Source organism: Pseudomonas monsensis, assembly GCF_014268495.2.
Lineage (GTDB): Bacteria > Pseudomonadota > Gammaproteobacteria > Pseudomonadales > Pseudomonadaceae > Aquipseudomonas > Aquipseudomonas monsensis.
In genome coordinates this window covers 3170056-3193417 of the sequence record NZ_CP077087.1, presented here as the reverse complement: position 1 = coordinate 3193417, position 23362 = coordinate 3170056, and the positions used below count along the sequence as shown (strand labels likewise).

19 protein-coding genes, 1 tRNA gene and 2 pseudogenes are annotated in these 23362 nt (G+C 56.7%); 5 read left to right on the top strand and 17 right to left on the bottom strand.

Translation table 11 applies throughout. From position 1 onward, the window contains the following. Together HV782_RS14085 and HV782_RS14080 are read left to right on the top strand one after the other, a co-directional pair. Positions 1–231 (top strand): hypothetical protein, encoded by a 231-nt coding sequence (locus tag HV782_RS14085; RefSeq protein ID WP_008082703.1) that lies wholly within the window; start codon positions 1–3, stop codon positions 229–231. Positions 232–481: 250 nt separating this feature from the next. Then, on the top strand, positions 482–766 hold the full coding sequence (locus tag HV782_RS14080) for a hypothetical protein (RefSeq protein WP_128615308.1): 285 nt from the start codon (positions 482–484) through the stop codon (positions 764–766). A 1114-nt stretch (positions 767–1880) separates the two neighbouring features. Here HV782_RS14080 and HV782_RS14075 read toward each other — a convergent pair. From HV782_RS14075 to HV782_RS14035, 9 genes and pseudogenes are all read right to left on the bottom strand, one after another. Then, positions 1881–2144 (bottom strand): PAAR domain-containing protein, encoded by a 264-nt coding sequence (locus tag HV782_RS14075; protein ID WP_077572604.1) that lies wholly within the window; start codon positions 2142–2144, stop codon positions 1881–1883. Between the two features lie 34 nt (positions 2145–2178). After that, positions 2179–2520 carry an immunity protein Imm33 domain-containing protein gene (locus tag HV782_RS14070; protein ID WP_225931080.1) on the bottom strand — a complete coding sequence of 114 codons (342 nt, stop codon included), beginning with the start codon at positions 2518–2520 and terminating at the stop codon, positions 2179–2181. A gap of 58 nt (positions 2521–2578) precedes the next feature. Then, a complete protein-coding gene (locus tag HV782_RS14065; RefSeq protein WP_186745882.1) occupies positions 2579–3064 on the bottom strand; it encodes a DUF4265 domain-containing protein in 486 nt (161 codons plus the stop codon). A gap of 165 nt (positions 3065–3229) precedes the next feature. Next, positions 3230–3736 (bottom strand): DUF4265 domain-containing protein, encoded by a 507-nt coding sequence (locus HV782_RS14060; protein ID WP_128615619.1) that lies wholly within the window; start codon positions 3734–3736, stop codon positions 3230–3232. An 11-nt stretch (positions 3737–3747) separates the two neighbouring features. After that, the gene (locus HV782_RS14055; RefSeq protein WP_217890357.1) at positions 3748–8358 is read right to left on the bottom strand and encodes an RHS repeat-associated core domain-containing protein; all 4611 of its coding nucleotides are present in this window, start codon (positions 8356–8358) and stop codon (positions 3748–3750) included. Beyond that, positions 8355–11240, bottom strand: coding sequence for a type VI secretion system Vgr family protein (locus tag HV782_RS14050; RefSeq protein ID WP_217890356.1), 2886 nt, complete (start codon positions 11238–11240; stop codon positions 8355–8357). The genes HV782_RS14055 and HV782_RS14050 overlap by 4 nt, the downstream gene beginning before the upstream one ends. Before the next feature lie 126 nt (positions 11241–11366). Further along, positions 11367–11882, bottom strand: a complete 516-nt coding sequence (locus HV782_RS14045) for an Hcp family type VI secretion system effector (protein WP_034154636.1) — start codon at positions 11880–11882, stop codon at positions 11367–11369. A 427-nt stretch (positions 11883–12309) separates the two neighbouring features. Further along, the gene (locus tag HV782_RS14040; RefSeq protein WP_186745619.1) at positions 12310–12912 is read right to left on the bottom strand and encodes a low molecular weight phosphatase family protein; all 603 of its coding nucleotides are present in this window, start codon (positions 12910–12912) and stop codon (positions 12310–12312) included. 330 nt (positions 12913–13242) lie between these two features. Then, positions 13243–13476 (bottom strand): annotated as a pseudogene (locus tag HV782_RS14035) (phage holin family protein); the annotation flags it as partial. A 3-nt stretch (positions 13477–13479) separates the two neighbouring features. Between HV782_RS14035 and HV782_RS14030 the strand changes: the two are divergent. Next, positions 13480–13959, top strand: a pseudogene (locus HV782_RS14030) (tyrosine-type recombinase/integrase); the annotation flags it as partial. A gap of 93 nt (positions 13960–14052) precedes the next feature. Here HV782_RS14030 and HV782_RS14025 read toward each other — a convergent pair. Next, a tRNA-OTHER gene (locus HV782_RS14025) sits at positions 14053–14130 on the bottom strand. Between the two features lie 411 nt (positions 14131–14541). Between HV782_RS14025 and HV782_RS14020 the strand changes: the two genes are divergently transcribed. Further along, positions 14542–14751 carry a hypothetical protein gene (locus HV782_RS14020; RefSeq protein WP_186745621.1) on the top strand — a complete coding sequence of 70 codons (210 nt, stop codon included), beginning with the start codon at positions 14542–14544 and terminating at the stop codon, positions 14749–14751. 79 nt (positions 14752–14830) lie between these two features. After that, positions 14831–15187: a hypothetical protein gene (locus HV782_RS14015; protein WP_225931079.1), complete on the top strand. Its 357-nt coding sequence runs from the start codon at positions 14831–14833 to the stop codon at positions 15185–15187. Here HV782_RS14015 and HV782_RS14010 read toward each other — a convergent pair. From HV782_RS14010 to HV782_RS13975, 7 genes are all read right to left on the bottom strand, one after another. Beyond that, positions 15159–15680, bottom strand: coding sequence for a lysis system i-spanin subunit Rz (locus HV782_RS14010; protein WP_186745624.1), 522 nt, complete (start codon positions 15678–15680; stop codon positions 15159–15161). The genes HV782_RS14015 and HV782_RS14010 overlap by 29 nt on opposite strands. Then, a complete protein-coding gene (locus HV782_RS14005) occupies positions 15680–16102 on the bottom strand; it encodes a cell wall hydrolase (protein ID WP_186745626.1) in 423 nt (140 codons plus the stop codon). Before HV782_RS14005 ends, HV782_RS14010 begins: the two co-directional genes overlap by 1 nt. A gap of 58 nt (positions 16103–16160) precedes the next feature. Further along, on the bottom strand, positions 16161–16538 hold the full coding sequence (locus tag HV782_RS14000; protein ID WP_186745865.1) for a phage tail protein: 378 nt from the start codon (positions 16536–16538) through the stop codon (positions 16161–16163). Positions 16539–16879: 341 nt separating this feature from the next. Then, positions 16880–18085 (bottom strand): hypothetical protein, encoded by a 1206-nt coding sequence (locus HV782_RS28595; RefSeq protein ID WP_225931078.1) that lies wholly within the window; start codon positions 18083–18085, stop codon positions 16880–16882. Positions 18086–18117: 32 nt separating this feature from the next. Then, complete coding sequence (locus HV782_RS13985) at positions 18118–18528, bottom strand: hypothetical protein (RefSeq protein ID WP_186745628.1); 411 nt, start codon at positions 18526–18528, stop codon at positions 18118–18120. A 568-nt stretch (positions 18529–19096) separates the two neighbouring features. Then, positions 19097–22663, bottom strand: coding sequence for a TipJ family phage tail tip protein (locus HV782_RS13980; protein WP_186745630.1), 3567 nt, complete (start codon positions 22661–22663; stop codon positions 19097–19099). A 58-nt stretch (positions 22664–22721) separates the two neighbouring features. Then, positions 22722–23330 carry a tail assembly protein gene (locus HV782_RS13975; RefSeq protein ID WP_186745632.1) on the bottom strand — a complete coding sequence of 203 codons (609 nt, stop codon included), beginning with the start codon at positions 23328–23330 and terminating at the stop codon, positions 22722–22724. Between the last annotated feature and the right edge of the window lie 32 nt (positions 23331–23362).

The following is a 23362-nucleotide window of genomic DNA, read 5'->3' as shown; positions in this document are numbered from 1 at the left end:
ATGTCCGAAAAAGAGTCCATCACCACCCTCCTCACCCTGCTCGACGCCCGGCAGGCCCGCCTCGCGGCCGCTTGCAAGGAGATCGCCGACTGGGTCGATCATCAAGGCGGACACCCCACCGCCCTGCGTATCCGCGATCGGCTGAACGACATCGAAAAGGATGCGCCGCTGATTCGCAATACACTGTCGGCCCTGAAGCCGGTTGATCGGCCGCTGCCACGGTTCAGATAACGACAAATCAGGTCATCGCGAGGGATGGTCATTGTTGCCGGGCGGCCTTCTGCCCGGCGATTGCTTGTGTGAGCCGAAAAGTTTCTTTTCACGAAGCCATCACATCGACCCGCTTACAGTGAAATCACTCCTTTAGAGATCACCTTCAACGCCCGCCCGCATGCGGGTGTTTTTTTGTCTGCGATTTGTCTCGCCGAACGCGCATGGCTGCCAGTTGTCAAACCATTACACGTCACTCAGGAGACGGTTCATGGTCATTCATTTCAGCGTCGACGGTCATCTGGCCTGCGGTCACAAAGGTCAGCAACTCTCAGCGAGCAAAGAACTCAATCGCGTGAAGTGCCGTAGCTGCCGCAATACCGATGCGTTCAAGCAGGCAAGAAAAGACCAACGCAATGCAGCACGGCGCACTGCCCGACAGGCAAAGAACACTCATGGCGCGGTTGATTGGCGCACCCAATGGATTGAGCGGCTGACAGCAATGGCCGGACTTCAGCGCCTGCCGCGAGGTTTCAGTGGGCAGGCATTTGTTTAAAGCTACAAAAAAGCCCAGCTAAATAGCTGGGCTTTCGCTTAAAAAAAATGGCGGCTGTCAGGCCAGTGAACGTACGCAACGCCAATAGGCACAATGAAAATTGCGAACGATCAGAGGTATCCATTAGCGGTAATCCATGGGCATCCGATCAAAATACCGCACTGGAAACAAACAAGGGCTTGCATCAGCTTTCGCCCGCAAACCCTTGATTAGAGATGGTGCCGAAGCCGGAATCGAACCGGCACGCCCTTACGAGCGGGGGATTTTAAGTCCGAGTTTTTTATACAATAAAATCAATTACTTAAGTAAAACATTTTTCCGCAGACATCCATTTCAACCACCCTTGAGAGCCAATAAATTCGTAGCCGGTCAAAAAATTACGGAACAATATTCATGTTGTCGCGGCGTCCGAATTCAGGAAAAAAACTCTCTAGGAACGGCCAGCATCAGCCAAAGTCAGGCATCCGTGAATGTCCACTTCCGGCCCAGAGTGTGTAAAAACGCTTCGCCAAAATTGGAGTGTGCGCGTTTACGTCGAATCTGAAATTTATCGGCACGTCAGCAGGTGTGGATTTTACGTAGAAGCGCGATTCTCAGTCCGGGCTTGAGTACCTGTCGCGCTGAAAAACGTTTTTACACAGCCTCGGCCGAAAGCTGCCGTTCGCTAAAGCTTGTCGCCCCACCCTCGCCACTCCGCCGCGCCCTGATAACCGTATATAAATACAGCACGCAGCAAGACGCTCCCGTGGACTCTTCCGACATCGAAAACACTTAATACTGGCTTGGCTGCCCGACGCCCCTCGAAAGCTGCCGGAAGCAGCTCAGGCTATACGAAAATGAATTCGAGGAACTGAACCGGCAGCTTCTCCAAGAACGGGAACGAATATTTAAATAGGTTGAAATGCACACCGAAGATGTTCTTCAGCGGGATGGGGATGGCCAACTTTGCGTAATAGGCAGCAAAAAACGCCCTGCTCCGCCGCTCGGTCTTTTGAACGCTAACACCGTGGGCATGATCGATAGTTTTCGTTAAGTAGGAGAGGCACATCGCCAACTCGGAATGAGACGGTCAGTCGCATACCGAGGCAATGGGTCCAAAAATGAGATCAGGTAATCAACTGATCACTGCGCCTTTCGGGCCGCTTGCAATCAGCGCAGCACCGCAGGCGGTTTTCATGCCGTCGAGGGCGATGGGCGTGCCATCGACGGTGTAGGTGCTGCTGCCCTCGGCAATCGGGAAAATCCCCTTGCACAACGGGCAACTGACCTTGTGACCGACACCGGCAATCGGCTTGCCGTTAAGGTCGGTCTGAGAAAAGGCTTCGAGCACCTTGCCACCGTGGGTGGTGGAGTCGCCCAAGCGAATGGCGTCTTTCATGTTGTCACTCCTTTGACTAGTAAGTTGGATGCCGCTACTCGGCCATCCAGACGTCTTCATACTCGCCAGTGTCGATAATGAATTTTGCGCCGGTGGGCAGGCACAGATAACTCACCACTTGCGGCAGTATTTCGTCTAAATGGTGAGCATGAAGGGGCTTGTAGAAATCATCCGCTTTTGAATACTCACCGCAGTGTATGAACCAACTCACAGTCCCTCCTTCGGGCAGCTCAACTCTGCTGCCATAAATAGGGGACTGGCCTAGAGTCTGCAGGGCGACGGCAACCATGACCTCAGGCGCAAGCACCGCCATTCCGTACTTCTCACAAATATTTATCTGAAGTTGATTCGGACGAAACTCCATACGTTCGTTCATAGCAGCTCCCGAAAAATTCATTGCAACCCTAACTCGCCGTTTTTACTGGCGAGAACCTCTAGCTATCCAGCCACCAATTGAGCAGAGTTTCGTCCTCTACATCATCGATATTTTTGTAGATGTTCGCGTAGTACCATTGAACCCCGGTCTGTTCATGGAAGGCATTAAAAAATTTTGCAATCCTATCCATTCCATTTTTTGCGGGAATGGCTAATGACAAATTCCCTCTATATACGCCGTCCAAGGTACCGTTGAGCTCGTTCGCGACATCCGCCTCAAGTGTCTTAAGCCGCTCTGGCGAAATGTGTTTGGAGTAGATATGGATACAAAAATTGCCCCCTCTCTTCAAAATCTCAGCGTGTGTTTGAGGATTTTTTAATGAAACTATATCTCCTCTTGCCAGATTCAAAGCCAAGCCAGGGGAAAACAGAAGTTCATACGTATGCTCATCAATTTTGCGAGCCGGCAGCTCTTCAAATACCGCACCTTTTGAGTTTTTTCCGGCATACACACGAATAATTTCTGTTGATTGCTCATCGAGCATAGGGTGCTCCAGAACTTCCACGCTCAACACACGAAACCCTTTATTTGAGATGGCCACCTTTTTACCGGGACAGACTACGCTTCATTAATTATACAAACGCAGCCCACCTCCGAAAACTTTCTTTATCCCGACCTGTCTCCATGATCCAATTTAGGGGTTACTCAATCAATGAGCTAGTAGTGGTAAAGAAGCCAATGACAGGCACTCCCCTAGACGAGATGAATCAATATGTGAGTGCTGCAGACAAGCATCCTCATATGCAATATTTTCCCCATCAGCAATATCAGACAAATATCTGTCGATCGCGAAAAAATCACAATCTGAGGGAATATCCACTGCAAACAGCGACATTTCCTGACTAACTGAACACGAGGCACCCAACTGATGAAGATGAGCGATTATTTTACTTTTCTCTTCAGTATCACTGGCAAAAACTCTGACAGTCGAATGGCCACCCCGTTTTGCGACACGGACAGCTATCATCTCATCGCCACTGGACTTTACCTGCACGAAATCGCCCTTACTCACGCCATAAACGTAATAGGGAGTATTGTCTAAGGTATAGGTGCCATCACCGGCATAGATGCCCCAAATCGACTCAGCGGATACAGGAGGATAATCATCCTCGTCAGGCGTGAGCTCAAAGACAATCTTGTGAAAAATATCGTTCATATTTTATACGCTCAAGGTGGGGAGCCGCCTAGACGGTTGAGTGTTTTGTAATCCGGCTTGATTGAATCTGAAGCTTCGCGATTACAACGGCGACATAGAATCTGGGTATTACCCTCATCGTTTGCGCCTCCCAATGAATCAGGTTGGATATGATCGAATTGTCGTTCATTCGGTGGCGGAGTTACACCCCTCTGGCTCTTTTGACCAGGAACTACTGTGACCAAGCACTTCTCACATGATTCCACTCCGTGAAATTGCTTGTTCTCGATAGCTACCTTGGTTTTCACCGACTTAGGAATACGCGCTAGACCTAATGGGTCGATCCATTGCACGGGATTTGGTGCATATTCGTAGGCGTTCAATCCCCCTGCGAGACCGATCGGATCTTGATTTATAAAACGTCCGACCAAAGGATCGTAATAACGATATCTATTGTAATGCAGCCCTGTCTCATGATCGTGATACTGCCCCTGGAACCGTATCGGGTTCATCACATCATGCTGCCGCGCCCACTCCGAGCGCCGCTCCGTCACCTGTCCCCAAGCGTTGTATTGCGCGGTCCAGGCCATGTTGCCTTGCGAGTCCGTCAATTCCTGCGGCGTGCCGAGGTGATCACATTGGTACCAGGCCAACGCATCAAACGGTAATGCCGTTGCCTTGTGATTCCACACCGGATCTTCATCAAGGCTGTATTCACCGCTGTAATCCGGCAAACCGATCAGCTCGATTGGCGCATGCCTTACAGCCTGAGCGATCGGGACGAAGGTATCTGGCTCGAAGACATAATGAACCGTGCGACCCGGCTCGCCATCGCTCTGCTCCGGGCTGCTTTCCCAAGCGAGGTTGTCGCCATCCCAACCGTACAAGGTGAAGCCGCAGCCGAGTTCGCGCTGTTTACGAGCGTGCTCGTTTTTGTTCCAAAGGGAACCTGCTTCCGGACTCTGCTTGTAGTGCGCACGAGAGTTTTTGTGCAGGCGACGCCCCAGTGCGTCGTAGGCGAAATCCACGCTCAGGCGCGGGTCTTCGAAATGCACCAGTCGATCAAACAGGTCCCAGCGCAGATCACTGCGTTGGCCGTTGTGCCAGCGCTGGATCTGGTTGCCGCGTTCGTCGTAGTCGTAATGCGTACCGACATATTCGCGCAGCAGGTTGTCGACCAGTTTGCTGCGCTGTGGCGTCAGATCCAGTGGTCGGCGAATTTCTGTCGCCTTCTCGTCGAGCAGGTTGCCGGCCGGGTCGAAGGCAAAGGTTTCCACGCCTTGACGCGTCACGGCGCTGAGCAGTCGGCCAACAGGATCGTAGCGATAGGCGAGTGGGCCGCGGCGGCTGTCGTTGATGTTAGTCAGTTGGCCGGCCGCGTCGTAGGTGTATTCGCGTTTGAGCAGCGTGGATTTGTCGTCGCTGCGTCCCAGCAATTGCTCCTGCAAGCGACCAACCGGATCCCAGCTTTGGGTTTGCACTAGGTGGTTGCCTTGATGGCGGGCGACTTCGCGGTGCAGGTCGTCGCGTTCGTAGCCAACCAGTTCATGATCGTCCAGTCGTAGACCCAGCAAGTGGCCACTGCCGTAGGTCAACCAACTAACACGGTGGCCATCTGGACGGGTCGTAGCAATACACTGGTTTAGTACGTCGTATTCGTGCCGCCAGACCGCGACCACCGGGCTGTCCAACCCCAGATAGTGTTGGTGCTCGCGCAGAATATTTCCTGCCGGATCATAAAACCATTGCAGGCGGCTGTCGGCGTTGTTGGCCAGCACCATGTTGCCGTTGCCATCGTAGGCGAAGGTTTCGCTTTGCGACTGGTCGCCCAAGGTGGCGCGACGTTCAGTCAAGCGGCCCATCGGGTCGAAGCTCAATGAGATGACGCGTTGGCCGTTGATCGATTGCGCGAGGCGTCCAGTGAGTGGGTCGTACTGATAGCGCGTGCTGCGCCCATCGAAACCGCGCTCTTCGAGTAGACGACCGACCGGGTCGTAGTGGAAGTGGGCGCGTTGTTCGTTTTCGTTTTCCAGGGCGGTTAGCCGTCCGAGGCGGTCCCAGCGATAGCGCAGGGTTTGCTCGGCGGCATCGACACGTTCGGCGATCAAACCGGCCGCGCCATAGCTCCAGGTGGTGCAGCGATCAAGACCGTCGACATGCGTCAACAGCCGGCCTTCGGCGTCGCGTTCGAAGCGCTCTTCAGTCTTGTCCGGGTGCTTGATCAGCACCAGTTGGCCTGCCTTGTATTCATACTCGGTGGCGTTGCCGGCAGCGTCGGTGAAGCAGATCATTTGCCCCAGTTCGTTGTATTCCCAGGCGCTGGTTTTGCCCGAGCAGTCGACGTACTCGACCATCTGCCCGGCGTCGTTATAGTCCAACGTCTTTTCGTTGCCGTTGGCGTCCTTGATCGCGGTGGGCTGGCCGGATTTGTTGTAGGCGTATTCGGTTTTGTTGCCGAGCGGATCGAGCGCTTCGACCAGATTGCCTTGATCGTCATAGGCGCGTTGCCACTGACCACCCTCGGCGTCGCTGATCTTGATCAGCAGGTCCTGATCATCGTACGCGTAGTGCATCACCGTGTGATCGGCGCGGATGTGTTCGAGCAGGTTGCTGCGTTCATCGTAGCTGTAGCGATCGGTGCTGCCGTCGGCGTTGACGCGGCGCACGATGTTCTTGGCCTCGTCGCGGAAGAACCATTCCGAACGCTCGTCCGCGTAGCGAATGCGATAGGTGTAGCCAAGGATGTCGTAGTAGTGCCAGGTCTCATTGCCGAGCGCATCTGTGACGTAAGTCAGACGAATGTTTTCGTCCCACTCCAGACGCGTGTCGAAGCTGCCGTCGTCCGCCCATTCGCGCACGGCTTTGGCCTTGGCGCTTGAACCGTCCCACTGCAGGTTCATGCCGCGCCCGGTGCGGTCGGTGTAGCGGGTGATCAGGTGATGCTGGAACTGATACGACCAGACTGCGCCGTTCTCGTCCTGCGCCTGAATCAGGTCGCCATAGGCGTCGTATTGGTACGCACAAAGTTGTCGCAACGGTTCGCCGTCAACGATCTGCCAGAGGCCGATAAACCGGCCGTGATCGTCGATCATCGTGCCGAGGTGCAGATGGACTTTAGTGAAGTCGTTTTCCTGATAGGTGATCAGGTCGGAGAGCAGCGAGTGTTCGCCGTGACGATGCTCGTAATGCAGCATGACCCCGGCGCCGTTGCGCAGGGAGATGTTGCTCAGCACAAAGCGCTGGCCACGGCGGACGTAGGTTTCCTTACGTTCGAAACCGTGGCACAGCAATAGCTGATCTTCGCTGGCACGAACGAGGGTGATATTTTCGATGGCGTCGTAGTGGAACAAACCGACTTTGGGCAGCGGATAGCTGTGGTCACGACCGTCGGCGCCGTAGAAGGTCAGGCCATCATCCACGCAGTCGAAACGCGTGGTGAACTCGCTGATCCAGCGAGCGCCGAGTTCGCTCTTATCGAAGGCGCCGAGGCGTGAGTTGTAGGTGCGTGTCCATTCGATCGGGAAGGGGCCGGGCAGGCTGAAATCGGTATGACTGAGGCTTTCAGAGCCTATGGCGAAATTGATGCTGTATGGCGTGGCGCATTCACAGGGGCTTTTCTTTGGATTGGGCGCGCCTTTCGCCGGTGCCTGTTGGCCGTGGGCGGCCAACTGTCCCTCAGATGCCGTACGCTTCGCCTGTCCGGTCTTCTCCGGGTGGACGGCGGCGTTCTGGCCATGGGCATTGCGCTTGCGCCACAATGTCACGGCGCTGGAAAGGATCAGCAGCAACCAACCGATGGAGTTCTGAACGGACTCGTCGTCCAGCTTGCTCAATTGGGTGCGTAGTTCCGGGCCCATCGCCCGCAGTTTTTTGGTTTCGGCGGAAACGTTTTTTTTGAGGTCATCAGGAACGAGATTTTGCGCCACGCTGTTGGCCAGGCCTTTACCTGCTGACTTCAGCGCACTGTTGGCAGCCCCAAAAATATTGCTGAAAGACGCCAGCGGATCATTCTTGAATTGGTCGGCCGCAGCGCTTGCCTGGATGCTGGCTGCATTCAGATCACCTTTGGCATCCAGATTGCCAAACGCCACCGCTTCGATGCCTTTGGCAATTTCGTTAACGACTTCTTCGCCGAGCTTGCCAGCGTCCGCCAAAATACCGGGCAACTTGCCTTTGGCCTGTTCAACAAAATCATCCAGTGTGCCGATAATCGAGGCGTTCAGGTGACCAACCAGCACCTCGATCACGGAAGTGCTGAGCAACAACTTGCTGCTGGCCCTCATCTCCTGACGCACCAGAAACAGTGTCGGGCGCAGTGTCATGCGCGCCGCTGCCATTGCCGGTGGTAAAGGCAATACGCCGATCAGGTTGATGCCAAGGCTGGCCCACGCGAGCAAGTCGCGCTGCTTGGCGTTCGACAGGGTGACGATGTCACCCAGCGCATCGACCAGCGCCATGATGTTGCCAACCACGGGTAAGGCGCCGGCGACGTTCTTGATCCGATCAAGAGTGACCACACCGCCACTGGCGGATTGAAGCCAGGCGTCGAAGGTTGCCGCACCGCTGGCAACATCCTGAATGTCGATGGCATTCAGGGGAACGATAGCAACCTGAGGTTCACGTTTTACGATCTCAGTGGTCATGACAACATCTCACCCGCCAACAGGCCCGGGGTTTTCAAGGAAGGTTTTGGAAGCGTTGGCGCGGGAAGCGTCGGTAGCTGTCCGCCCTTGCTTGCTGCGCCGAGGATCCCCGACGCACTCGGCATCGCCGCACTCGCCAGTTTCGGCAACCCGGCCACCCCGCCCTGCACCACACCTTTCACCTGCTGCGCCGTCTGCATCGCACTCATCCCTGTTTGCGCCATGTCCTTACCCTTCTCCAACATGTCCCAACTCTTGCTCGGCAAAACCTGCGCGACCATCGCTTGCACCTGACTCGGCACATCCTCGGCCCCCGGCGGATTCAATGGCCATTCCGGTTTGCCGATGTAACTGCCATCGCTCCAGGTGTCCGCCGGGTCCTTGCCGAACAGCACCCGCGCCGGCCCCGGAGCCGCGCCGGCGACACTGGCAAAACCTTTGGCGTCGAGCTTGCCCTTGATGCTTTTGCCCAAGGCGTCGATGACTTCGTAATCGCCGTCCTTGATGCCCTGACGCCCGGCGTACTGGTTGAACAACTCCAGATTGCCCTTGCCCGGTTTCGGCGGTTCCGGGAACACCCCGGCGAGACTTTTCGCCCCGGTGTAGGCGAAGTTCGCCGCGTGCGCGGTGTACGGGCCGCTGGTGGCGTGGGTGATGCCGCCGGCGTTGTAGGTCGTGGCGCTGCCGCCGCCCTGAATCACCAGTTCGGTTTTCGCGGTGATGGTGATGCGGTCGGCGTTGGCGGTGATGTTGAGTTTGGCCAGCAGGTTGATGCTGTCCTTCAGCGCTCGCACGTCGATGTCGCCGGAGGCTGCGACCAGTCGCCAGCCCATGCTCTGCACAAACAGGCGCATGCCACGACTGGCACTGGCCAGCAAGCGTTTGCCGATCGACAGGCTGGTGTGGCCGGTGCTGCTCAGCGCCAGGTGTTCGCCGGTGGCGATGTGGCTGGAGCGCGGCGTGGTCAGGGCGATGCCGGCCGGGCTGGCGAGCACCAGATGCGGCTCGGTGAATTCCGGGAACTCATTGGCGGTCATGTTCGCCGGACCACTGCCGAGCACGCCTTGATGCTGGGCGTGCAACGCTTTGGCGACGTCGTCCTGATCACCGGCCTCTTGGGCTTGAAGCTCTTTGGCCTGAACAGCGAAACCATCCTGCTGATCGCTGGCCGTCGCGAGGCGTTCGGCGGTTTCCGGCAGATCCTTGTGGTGCTTGGATTCGTTCGGGCGCGGCTCGGTGGTGATGAGCAGACCGGCACCGGCACGCACCGCACCGTGGCGGTCAGTTCTTAACTCAAAACCTTCACCGCGCGGCTGACCGCCGCTCGGACGTGGATGGGTCAGGTAGCCAAGGTTGATCGCACTCGCACCATGATCACTGCGCAGCGCGATGCTGATCTCGCTGGTGGTGTCGTCGATGCGTAGCTCGTTGGCGCGGCTGCCCTTGTATTCCTTGCTCTTGACCGTGGCCAGGGTTTTGAAATCCGGCAGTTTGTACGGCGGCAGGTTCGCGCCGTGGTACAGGCAACCGGTGATCAGCGGCTGATCGGGATCGCCTTCGAGGAAGGTGATCAACACCTCCATGCCGACCCGTGGAATATTGATCGAGCCAAAGGTTTCCGCTGCCCAGCTCGACGCAACGCGCATCCAGCAACTGGTCATGTCGTCGTGCTTGCCTTCGCGGTCCCAGAAGAACTGCACCTTCACCCGGCCATACTGGTCGCAGTAGATCTCTTCGCCTTCAGGGCCGCAGACTACGGCGCTCTGGGTGCCCAGGACTTTCGGTTTCGGGTGATCGAGCGGCGGACGGTATGGCACGTCCCACGGAATCGCGCTAAAGCGGTTGCGGTAGCCCTGGTGGAAATCGTCTTTGTTGTCGGTGGTGTCGCTGGTGACCGACTCTTCCAGCACCTGCGGTTGTTTACCTTCATGCAGAATTTCGGTGAGCAGCCACAAGTCGTTCCACGTCGGGTTGGCGTGGTCGGTCAGGGCCAGAAAATGCCCGCTGACGAGGATCGGCTGATCGCTGTTGCCCTCGGCCAGACGATAGTCGCTGCGATGGCGTTCCAGCGCGCGATTGGCCAGGTGCTTGCCACGCTCACGATCAACGAAACGGCCGGGGTAATCGTAGTCTTCGAGGTCCGGTTGGGCGCTGCTTTTGGCATCACTTTCCAGCTCGATCTTCGGTTTGACGAAGTCGTAATCACGCCGCGTGGTACGACTGGTGCGGGTGGCCAGGCGCAGGCCAAAACGCTTGACCACCGGTTTGTCGGCGACCAGTCCTGAGTCCTGCTGATAGGCCACGGGCGCCAGTTTCGGGAACACCGTCTGGTCATCGCCGAAGGTCAGTTTGTGGCCGCTGGCGGTGTGCTGGAAGTGGTAGTGAATGCCCTCCTCTTCGCACAGGCGCTGGATGAAATCCAGGTCCGATTCGTCGTACTGCACGCAGTAAATGCGCTCGGGGTAAATCGCGCTGAGCTGGAAGTGGTAATCGCTGGCGAGGATGCCGTGTTCTTCCAGGACCTTGCTGATGATCTGCTGCACGGTCATCTGCTGGAAGATGCGCTGGTTGACCCGATGCGCAAGGTACGCCAGTTGCGGGCGCAGGGAGATCTTGTAGCGGGTCAGGCGCTTGCCCGCCTCGCCCTGGGCGATGCTGTAGACCAACCCGTGGATGCCAGTGCCGCTCGGCGACAGCTGCAGAAACGCCAGTTTGTGCAGCACGCTTTCGAGGTTGATCGAGGCCTTTTCACTGACCAGTTCCAGCTCGAATTCGAACGGCGTGTTGAGGGCTTCACGACCGGTGAACGACAGCACCTGGAAGTCGCTGTCGATGCCATCGACGGTCAGATTGAAATGAGGCTGGTTGGCCGGTGAGAACATTCCCTTGTCCCTCGCGCAGTGCTGCGACGCGCAACAGCCCTCAAGGGGCTATTGGCAAAAATTCTTTAGAAGTGAGTGCGCCCCGACCAGCGATGCCGGCCGGGGCGGTACAACCATCAGCCGTAATTAAACGACTGGAGCACGCCAGTCATCGGAACCCGAAGTACCGGATACTTCGTGGGTCCAGGTGATTTTGCGGTAGGTGAACTGCACTTCTTCCAGGTGGGTGAAGTGCGCGTTGCCTGGATCCTGACAGTTGTGCATTTTGTTGTTGATGGCGACGATGATCGCGTCTTCCAGTTTGGTGGTGTAGTAGTGCTCTTGAGTACCTTGAGCCGAAGTGCGGTACCACTGGATAACGATTTCGCTCATGCGCTCGCCGGAAGTCAGCGCCGCTTGCAGCAGAGGCGAAGCCTTGTCGTAGACCTTGGTGATAACCACTGGCTTGTGCACGCGCTGACCGGTTGGTTGGCCGGACTGTGGGTCACGCGGGATGATCACGTCGTGGCTGAAAGCCTGAACCATGACCTGGTCTTCATGACCTTCCTGGTAGGTGTTGCCAACGGAGTCGGCGGTGAATGCGCCGGCAGTGATCAGGCCTTGTTTTTCGCCGGTAACCGACATGTACGCTGGTGTTGCCATGGGGTGTGCTCCTTGCTGAATCATTGGGTGCGCCCATAGGTGATATCACCCAAGGGGCGGCCAATGGCCATCAATTAGCATGCCAACTTTTTCATACCCTTATAAACCGTGGCTTGCGAGCGTTTTCCTCGCGGATGCTGGGATAAATCCGCAAAAAATAAAGGAAAAGTGCGCAAGAAGTTGCGCAGTGATGTGCAAGAAGTTGCGCACTTGGCTGCAGGCCACAATCTACTTGGGCTGTAGCGATTTATCGAGCCCAATATGCGAAGCAAGTGCGCAAGAAGTTGCGCACTTTTAAAAAAGGCCGCCCCAACACATCAACGGCTGAAATTTTGATGGTGCCAGGTCATGACTGCATTTCAAGTTGGCCAAACATCAGAAGCACTCCTTTCCACAAACCATAACTAAACCTAAGCTAGGGATACCCTCAGCACTCGCTCAATAGGACGCCAAAATCGTCGCAGGACACTTGAGACGCCTCGTTGAGCCGTTGACGTAGCGCAGCAGTCAGCTGTCGTTCCACTTCCCACGGGTCCGATAGCGCGGCTAGTTGTGGCGCCAACTGCGGCGAGAGGCTCATCAACGAGTGATTGAGCGAACGTGCTGTTTCAAAAGCGGCTTTCTGCACAAAGCTGATTTCCACCAGTTCGCCTTGTGCCTTACGGAACTCCATCTCCGCCATCCGCACCAGGTAATGCTCGCGATGCACTCTTGCTTTCTGAAAGTCAGGAGTCTGTCCTTGCGCAGGATCAGCGGATGGCGGCGCAGCCATGTTAGTCGACTCGGATTTGGCTGCGACGTGCCTGTATACATCACGCTGAAGCCGATCCTGTTGGTGGCGAGCAGCGACGGCAGCCTTGCTCGGGTCGGCGGTTTCGCGGATCAATGCTTCGGTGACCAGCACGTCGACTTGCTTGCCATTGGGCGACAGCACCAGTCGACCGTTCTCCTTGAGCCAGGAGATATAACTCGGTGACCGGCCGATGTGCGCGGCGCAGGCGCTCTTGGACAGGTACGTGACTGCGGTCATAAGCCCTCCTTTTCAGCGGCTTTTCAATGAATCCTTTCAAGATTTCAGTGGATTGAAATTTCAGTAAGCTGGCGGGTCTCCCACTAACGCGATCCCGCGGGTTTCCGACCCCGTGCCCTTTGAAAGTCCCCAGGGTCCCCGGCGGTTTTCTGCCCGGTCCGGCTGTCGAGCCGGCATCCGAGTGCCATGCCCTGCCCCCACTCCCTTGGAAAGACGGACATCCCTGCAAAGGTTTCAGCTAGAAAGATTCCGCGAGTTCGATAACCCGTGTAGGGGGGCAGGCCTCGGGGAGGACCCGTAAAAAGCGGCGCCCTACCCGGCCAGCCCGGCTCATGCCTTCGGCTCGGCTTCGCTCAGGTCCAGCCGCTTGGCGACCCAGCGTTCGTACAAGCCGATTGCGACATCCGCGCCGGCCATCGCGGTCAGGCAACCCAAGGCGCCCGCTGTCCAAATCGACAGGCCCGCGCCGAACAGCAACATCATCGCTGACACGCCGCACACGATACAGACACCGGAGCGAAGTGCGAGGCGGCGCAGTAAGGCCCACCCCCGTGCTCCATCCTTGAGCATGATGATCAGCCCTTGAGAGACGCTTTAGACCTCTTCTATCTAACAGATCAGAGGGTCGCAGACACATTGAAGATGGATGAGCGAGACATAAAAGAAGGAAAGCTCTCCGTTCAGCAAGGCAAGACTGGGGCTAAACGAAGGATCGAGATCATTGGTGAGCTCAAAGTCGTAATCGATCGAATCATGGCACGAAAGGCTGGACAGAAAATCAGATCAACACGTCTCGTAGTAATCGACTCTGGGCAGCCGATGACAACCAGCATGCTCAGAAAACGGTTCGATGACGCCAGGGAAGCAGCCGGGATTCCAAAAGCAGAATTTCAGATGCGCGACCTACGAGCAAAAGCGGCCACGGATAAAGAGGAGTCAACAGGGAGCATCAGAGAAGCTCGGGACCAACTTGGACACACCACCGTAGGGATGACAGAACAGTACATCCGTATGCGAAAGGGTATGAAGGTCACCCCTACGAGGTGACTAACGGTCACGAATTGCGGAAAAGATATTTTGATTGCGGAAAAAAGAACTAAGGGCTTGCATGAGGTATGTCATGCAAGCCCTTGATATTCATGGTGCCCGAAGCCGGAATCGAACCGGCACGCCCTTACGAGCGGGGGATTTTAAGTCCCGAGTGGAAATCAATCAGGCCGCACCTTGTGATAGGTTTTCTGGTCCGCAATCAAGCTTGAAAGCCTGCAATGCAGCCCAATGTTTCCGCATACCTTGAAATGATTGCGGACCGGAAAACGGCGCTGAAATTTGGCGATCCACCTCTTTTCTGCTCCGCTCTGGCTGACCGCCAGTATGCCGATTCTGCATAACTCCGACCTGGGAGTTGTTGTCCAGAACACCACCATGTCAAGGTGACCACTAAACACACACAACCTATTGATTAATAACGAAAACAAGCCGAAATTAGCAAGGTAAGAAATCGACTTTACCCGCTATAAGAATCAACAACTTAGCGCTGTATTTTCCTACAGTGCTTTGCCCTCCTCCGGCGTTCTGCCGACATTGAATCTTCCTGCTACTCTGGTTTCGTCCACGGAGGAAACCAATATGCCGAACTCAGATCTGCTCCCTTCCCTGCTATTCAAGATCAACGAAAACCAGCTCGCCCTCGAGGCCGCCATCATGGAATTATCGAAGTGGGTCGAGCAGCGCGGATCTGCCGATGTCGCTGAGAATGTCCGCGGCGCGCTCTGGGCAATCGACAAGAACGAAGAATTCATCAAGATGACCTTAGCCGTGTTGATGACTCCAGACTGACACTTCGTCGCTTCATCCTCGCCCGGTCGCCGCACCTCGATTACTGTATATCCAAACAGTAAAAAGCAAGGCGTCTTCCGTGAATCCCTCCGATATCGAAAACACCGACGACTGGCTCGATTGCCCGACGCCGCTCGAAACTTGCCGACACCAGCTCGCGCTTTACGAAAATGAGTTCGAGGAACTGAACCTGCAGCTGCGCCAAGCCAGGGAGCGGATATTCAAGCTGGTTGAGATGAACGATCAATTGTCTGCCGGAAAAGCTCGATCAGAAGCCGAGCTCGAAAAATCCACCGCTGAAGTTGCTCGCCTCCAGAATGAACGAGGCGAACTGCTTGGTCAGGTAAATAGCCTGCTGCGGGTCTCCGATCAGCGTGATCATCTATTCCTTGAGAACCAGCGACTGCTCAGGGAGGCGCGAGACCAGAAGCGCTGATAGCCTTCACATAAGCCTGACATGCCTGCAGCGCGATCAGTCCCCTGTCACCGGTGTCGGTGATGTCGATAATTCTTTGAGCATGCGCTGGGTCAAGTCGGGCTCGTACGGCTGCATGATCCACGCCGCCGGCGCCGGTGGCTTTTGACAAGTCACAGCCACCGGCTGAATCCGCGTCGAGGAGGACTGACAGCCGGACATCAGCAGTGGCAAGGCGATCGCGCATGCGATCTTGGTCACGTTGGGCATCGCTCAATTTCCTGTAATGGGTTTGCTCACTGGTCGCCAGCCGCTGTTCGAGGGCCAGGCGCTTGTCCTGCTCAGCCTGTTGCGCGGTTGCCGCAGCCTGGGTCAGATCATTGAGGGTTTCTGCGTGCAGTCGCGCCTGCTCGGCCAACTGCTTTCCGTAGCGCCAGTCTTGAAATTGCCAGGCACTCACGGTGCCGATAAGAACCAGTGCCAGCAGGCCCACCGCTTTCCAAGGAACGGTCATCACGGCACATCCTTGAAGAAAACGTGACCGCCCAGCTTGAGGGTCTGCTTGGCCTTCGCCGCCCAGGCCGGCGCCTTGATGCTGGTGGCGTAGTAATGCGTGGCGCCGCCGGTGGGATCAGGCATCTTGTCGTCGATCACCTGGTCGGCAGCGATCCGACATTGCGCCAGCTCGCGGAACGGGATTTCCTTCACGCCGATCAGGAATTGATAATTTGGGTCGGTCTTGTTCCAGCAGCTGAACTGGTAAGGCTTCTGGCAAACGCCGGTATACCCCTCTCCCCACCACGAATTGCTCTTTCCATCGAATACACGGTTGCGGATAGCCCAGGCAACAGCGATCTGGCCGGGCGTTCCTTCGCCCCGAGCTTCACCCCACAGCGTGCGGGCAAGTACATCGCGATCTTTCTCAGTGACGGTCATGCTTTTCTCCAGGCAAAAAAATACCCGCTCATCGGCGGGTTTCGGTGATCAGGATGGCTCATATCGTTTCGGTTGCGCTCAGCATCGGCGCAGCGACGATCTCGGGGATCGGCGGCTCGGTCGGCCAGACTGGCGCCTGATACCAGGTCGGCTGAGTTGTGACCTTGCCCAAGGCGTACTTGTAGGTTTTCCAGGCTTTGATGGTGACAGCCAGCGCGGCAAGTTCGGCCTCGTCTTCTTCAGTGGCCTCACCGATATCAACGCCGAATCCGATCGTGTCGACACGGTCTTGAATGCGTGCGATCTGGGTGACTGCTTTCGCATTCCGCGCCGTGAGATCGGCTTTGGCCTGTGCCAAATGCTCAACCGCTGCCGCCGTAGCTTTCATGGCGGCGGTGATCAACTTCGACCAGTCAATAACTCCGGCCGTTGCCATCTCGGGTATTGCAAAAATTGGCGCCTGCTGCTCTCCGTTTTCCTCTACAGGATTGGGTTCCGGGAAGACAACGGGGCCGTCCGGGACATTTAGAAGAGGCACAGGAAACGCTTGCGCCTGGCTATAGTTCCATGGGTTCGGCAGCAACAGGGTCAGCACCAGTTCCCCATCAACCTTGTCGACGTCCCCGGCGAACCACTCACTGTTCAATGCATCACGCGGCAGAGTGTCGCCATTGCCCATCGGCGAGAAGTCGTAAACCGATCCGTTGACGGTCAGGACTTCGCCGCTTTTGGTGACGACCAGCTGATCATCACGCCGCTGGGGGCTCAAGATAATTTTCATTCGTACCACCGTCCAATTGCGAAACAGTCGAAAGTGAAGGAAGCAGCATCCGCGCCGGCGAAAGCGCCCAAGCTAAACGCTGAAATGTTTGCGGTAGTGGCGTTGCGCGCATAGGCGCCAACGGTCGTGACCGCACGCGAAATACCCAGCGTGCCAACGATGTTCGCCATCGCGAAGCTGTACGAGGAGAAGGGATGGGGGTAAGTCCAGATAAAACCGATGTTCGATGCGTTGTAGTACCCGAGCGAGCTTTGATTCGTCTGAGTGCAGATCAACGTACCGTCGGCAAACTTCACATACGAGCCGCTGGAATTTGAGCCTCGTTCGATGATGCCGCCCGTTGGTACTCCACCCGTTTGCGAAAGACCGCCCAGAATGTTGGACCGGTCATAGGCAAACGCCACAGGCTTTCCGTTTGCCCGCGTGTAGCTCTCGCAAACCCACACTCCAGAACCAAAGCTCACGTACTCCGCCCAATCACCAGGCTGAGTCGTAATATTTGCGCCGCCCGGCAGGATAAGAGTCGAACTGTTGTGCGTCAGTACAAGGTTGCCAGTAAAGCGCAGCGTACGCCGTGCCCCCGAGGCGATTACCCCGAAGCTAGTGATTGTCGTGTTCCCACTGATGCTGACGATGTTCGAGGCGGCGGCGCCGATGTTTACCGTGGCCGCACTCGGCAAAGTGACCACGGTCGCATCGTTCAGGGCGCCGGTCATTTTCCCGCCGGCCACCGGCAGCGCGCCCAGATTGGTGAGCGCGTCGGGTGCATTGTTCGCACCAGTGCCACCACGCAGCACGGTCTGGATATCGAGAATGCCAAGGTTGGCTTTCGCGTCTACGAGATTGTCAGCGGCGGTGCCGCCCTTTGCCAGCGGCAGAATGTCATAGTTGCCGGTGGTCCCAAGGGATGCGAGCTTCTCGCCCCACTGATTGATAATCAAGCGAGCTTGGTCTGCCAGGTCTTTTGGGTAGCCCTGCATTGGCGCGATCGCATAAACCCCGGCCGCATTCGTCGCCCCCTGATAGTTCGGTGAAATCGACATCGCCGTATCACTAGCGATATTGGTGATCTCGTACCAGCCGCCGTCAGGGCCACGGAAGGCATCACCGACCCGGCTATTGGAAATAAAAGCTGTACCACTCCCGATCACTGAGTTGGAATTTTGGACGACAGAGACCACCCCTGACTTGTACCAAGACATAAATTTTTGTCCTTAGGATTTTTACGAAAAATTTAATTAGCCACTTTCTTCGCAAACAGAGCCGGCATATTGAAAGCGTAAGGATTGTTAGATGCCTGAGTTAATGCCGACAATGTATTTGTAGTTACATTCCAACTGCAAACAATTGATCTATTTGGCAAAAGCCTCATGCTAAAATTATTTATCATCAAATAATCGTTAACGCCGATATTATTTCCTACGGTGTAATAATTGGTGTATATGCCCTGCGAACCAACCTCGCTTCTTACATATGTCCAGGCTTGCGCAGCTTGAGTAAAAATGGCAGCAGGAGTACCTGAATCAAATATGAGATCGCTTGATGCTCCCCAGAGCCTGAGCCCGAACGAAGAAACAGCCTGTGCGCCGAATGAACAAACAAACCAGCTACCCGGAGCAAAGCCGGTACCGGTTCTACTGATCAAGTAAAACCCTGTCCAAGCACCTGGCGATCCTATAATCCTCACATCGGCGTATAGGGACGTTACGTCGGGCCGAGCGAAAACAAAGGGAGGCTCCTGCGTAGTAATTGTCCGCGCGAACATATTCGTGGATGTATTAGAACTATCACCATTATTAAAAAGCCTCCCTGACTCGATGACACACATCCTCGAAATTTCGCTATCAATGACAACTACATCACTTTGATTTACAAAGCTGAGACCAAAGCTCATCTGAACCTCACAATCATCAGCTGCATTGAACCATAAGAAACATCAGTTCCTCCCCAGCCCCTGACATAGTTGTAGACATCAACAAATCCGTCATCCCTCATCAATGTCTCAAACTGGGTTTGAGTTGAGTCCCATGCGCCTATTGGAATGACGGTAGCTACACAATTCAGCGAAGTGCAGCCAGTTGGGACGGGAAGCGTCTTTACCTGCTTTGTTGATCCTGAAAAGGTCACAACCTGAAAAAGGACGGACCGCACTGTAAATGAGTTCTCATCAATCTGGAGCGCGCCATCCGCGCCCCAAATTCTCATTCCATGGCTCATGCATCGAGGTCTCCAAGCTGGACACGCTTCACACCATTTTGGTCATAGACCTTGATGGCTCGGTTTGTCATCGTCAGGCGTCCGCCGCCCGGTGCTGGGCCGTTGAACTCGAGGTTCCCGGCTTTATCCAGACGCCAGCCTTGAGAGCCAGCAACGTAGTTGTCCGATTGCAGGTACTGGCCAATCTTCAACATCGTGATGCTGCCGTCCTGAATGAACGCGGAGTTCATGAAGACCTGGCCGCCCTGCACCGCGAACGGAACCGATATAGCGCCGCCGGCAATGGTATTGACGATCGCGAACCGGTCAGCGCTCACCAGAAACTGGCTTTGAAGGCCAGCGCCGGTATTCTCGATCCCAAGCCCAATGCCAGCCGCGACGTACTGCCCGTTCGCCGTGACCTGCATCTTCACCGACCACATGGTCGACAACTTGCCATCGGTATTCGCGAAAGCGGTCGAGGTTTCCTGGATGGCGGCGCTGTTCTCGCCAACCTTGACGTTCACCTGAGTGATTGCCTGCGCGGTGGCTTCTCGATCGGTGGCCACCACCTGCCGGAGGTCGGTCACGTTCGCCTCGTTCTCGCCAACCTTGGCATCGAGGGTAGTTGTGATTTGAGCAAGAGCCTCCGTCTCAGAGGATCTAACTTTTTTCTCCGAAGCGATCGCCGCTGTGTTGGTCCACCCTTTTAGAGCATCGGCAAGCTCGCCCTCTCCGTCATCGGCACGAGACGATGCACGCAACGCCTCGAACGCAGTCGCTTGCGCCGTGACCACACCATCGAGTTCGGTGATCTCTGCGGTGTTGGTTGCCACCTGCTGAGCCAACCCATTCGCCGTTTCCACCGTTTGGCCTACGTCCAGCCAGTACGCCGGATTTGGCGGTGGAGTTTCGGGCGGCACCGGGCCGGTGGCTTGATAGATCCGCTTGCCGACGACTACAAGGTCGTATTCCTCGTAGGTATCGTCCGGGTTGTAGGTCTTCAGGCCGTCGAGCGCGTCGATTTGCGCCTGCAGGCCTGGAATCTTTTCGATTTCCTCCCGCAGGTCATCACTCAACTCGGTTTCGCCGATCTGCCCGGCGATCAGCTCCAGAATGGCGGCGGCATCAGAACTCGATTGCCCCTGAACGCCAATGCCGATCGGATACCAAGGTCCAATGTTTCCGATCTTGTCGACGATCCGGCCCCAGAAGTAGAGCGTCACACCCGCGCGCAGACCGAGCAGGGAGAAATCGCTCTGCGGATAAGCCAGGTCGGTCAGCTTGGTGGCTGCCTCCAAACTGCTGGTTGGCCCGTACCAGATTTCGGTGCGCTGGCTGTCCTCGGCGCCAGCCGGAAAGCCCCACTTCAAATAGATCCCGAACAGCAGTGGCGTCGCGGTCAGATAGCTGAGCGCCGGCGGCAATCCCTGTTTGCCACTGAGATCGGTCAGGATCGAATTGCGCCACTGCGAACTGATATCGAACGCACTCACCGCACGCACACGGGCAACGTATGCACCCGCATAAATACCGACCACGTCCACATTGTTCAAACCGGTGCGCTGCACCTTGATCCAGTTGCCGCTGTCCTTGCGCCATTCCACGTCATAGCCGACCGCGCCATCAACGGCAGGCCAACTGATGGTCATGGTTGCCACGGACAGCCCTTGCACAACCGACGACGTCGAGGTGAGGGTGACGCTGGCAGGCGCCGGGACCACCGTGATCGGAATTACGCTGATCGGCCGTTCCTCCAAACGCGCACCGGTGTCGATGTGTGCGAACTTGCTCGGCTCGAACTGCAGCGCGCTGATTTCATAGTCGCCCTCGGTGGTGCGCTTGGTGCGCAGCACGCGGTACAGCGGAATCGCCAAATCGTCAGCGTCGAGCGCCCATTGCAGCTGCGCCACCGGAGGCTCGCTGTAACCGACAGTGACGGTCACGGCGCGGCCATTGACGCTTTGCACGGTGCGACCTTCGGCACGACCGCCCGGCAGGTTGATGATCAGGCGGTCGCCGACCTTGGCCTGGGTGTCGCGATCAAGAGTTACAACCCGCCCCGCCACCGCCGAGATCCGGCCGCCTATCTCCCGCCCAGCCAGCAGCGAATCCGCCACCGGGATGATGTGGCCCGGCAGCGGAATAACGCCCTCCATGCCGGTCTTGAACGAGACGGTGCGGTCTTGGTTGTTGCTCAAGATCGCCCACTTGCCGCGGCGCTGGGCCTCGGAGGCGCGGGTGCAGCCAATGGCGCTCAGTTCGGTCGGCCGGTCGCCATAGCGGCGTTGCAGATCCAGATCAGCGAACGGGATGACGTCGGTGTCGTAGTTGTTCGCCGGATTGTCGTAGCTGACCAGCGCACGGGTGTACCGTGTCTTTGCCGAGGCGCTGCCGTACGAAAATTTGCCGTCGATGACGTTCGCCCGGGTGAAGACGTAATCGAAGTCCTGCGCGCGCGGCATGTCGGCTTGCATCACCAACTGGCCCTGCGCCCAGTAGGTCATACCCCGATAGATTGCCGAGATATCGCGTAGCAGCGACCAAGCGTCGGCTTTGCCCTGCAGGTTCATGTCGCAGAGGAAGCGCGGCTCCTGCCCGCCCAGCCCGTTTGGCACCAGTTGGTCGCAGTATTGAGCGATCCGGTACAACTCCCACTTATCGACCATGAATGGCTTGATGCGCTTGCCCAGGCCGAAGCGGTCTTCGGTGCAAATGCCGTAGGTGATCCACGCCGGGTTATTGGTCCAGGCCGACTTCATCGAACCGTCCCACGTCCCGCTGTAAGTGCGCGCCACCGGGTCATAGTTGCTCGGCACCATCCAGCGCCGCGCCTTGCACCTCACAGTCACGGCAGGAATGTTGGTGAACTGTTCAGCGTCGAACTCGATGTAGAGCAGCGCGGTATTCGGGTAGCGCAGCTTTGCGTCGATAACCTCGGTATAACCGGCCACCAGCATGGTGTCGGCGATCTTGTTGGTGTTCTGGTTCGGCGTCAGGCGGCGCACGCGGATCTGCCAGCCCGTGGTGGCGTCCGGCAGATCGACGCGGCGCGAGCGCTCGTAGCGAGTGGTGGTCTTGCCGTCGACGGCGTCCACCAGCATTTCCTGATAGGAACCGCCGTCAGTAGCCACGTCGATCGCGTACTCAATGCGGTACCCGCCGACATTGCCCTGATCATCTGAGCGTTGCAGCGCTGGCCACGCCAAACGAATACGCACGGCGGAAAGTTGGATGTTGGTGATCGAGCGCACCCACGGCGTATCGCTGCGAAGCTCGATGTTCAGCGACGTCTCGTTCTCTACGGATGGAATGCCCGGGATATAGGTCTGATCCACCGAGCCCGGGCGCCAGTCCCACTTCACGTTCGGGAAGTTGTAGTTGCCGCTGGAATCGCGAATCGGCGTGTTGTCCAGGTAGATGTCGTAATCGGTCGGGACGCTGTCGAACTCCCCCTCGCCCACGGCGATCAGCAATTTCGCAAGGTTGGTCGAGCGCAGGCTATCGCTGGCTTCGACCGGCGACTTCGGCTTGCTGCTGCCGCCCTTCTCGCCGTGGATCTCGATCTGTTGCTCTGCGCCCATGCTTTCCTCCAGGCATAAAAAAACCGCCTCGCGGGCGGTTGGTGTGCTGCTGTTCTGACTACGCTTTGTCTTCGGCCAGAATCGAGGCCGAGATGATCATCCCACCCCACCGGCGTTCGCCGATGCAGATCGGGACCGGGTTGCCGCTGGCTGTGGTGTTCTTGGCGCTGCCGAAGGCATAGGACGGTGCGTTTTCCGGGGAAGCGCTTTGCTTCAGGCCAGAGGCTTGCGGGCTGAGCATCTGGATCACGCCGCCAATCGCCATCGATGCACCGGCCGCGTACAGAAACGGTGATGCAGCTGCGAATGGAGTAAACGACAGTACATAGGCTGCTGCGATCATCACCGTGCCAACGATTGTTTGCAGGCCACCGGCGCGCTTGTTACCACCAATCACTGGGACAATGCGGATTTCCCGCGTACCACCAAGCTCCAACCCATCCATCCCGATATTTTCTCGGTTCCGATAGATAGCGAACTTCAGACCAAGACGCTCAAGGCGCCTTATTTCCTCGGCAAATCCCTCAACTGTGGCGTTAAGCGCGCGAAAGACTTCCGCAACGGACCCGCCATCAAGAAGAAATGGTTTGCTTCGGAAGAATTTTTTAGCCAGGGATCCTGACAGCATTACGATTGTCTTGGGCGTGTAAGTGATTGCAGAGCTCATGTCATTCTCCAGGCAATAAAAAACCGCCCGAA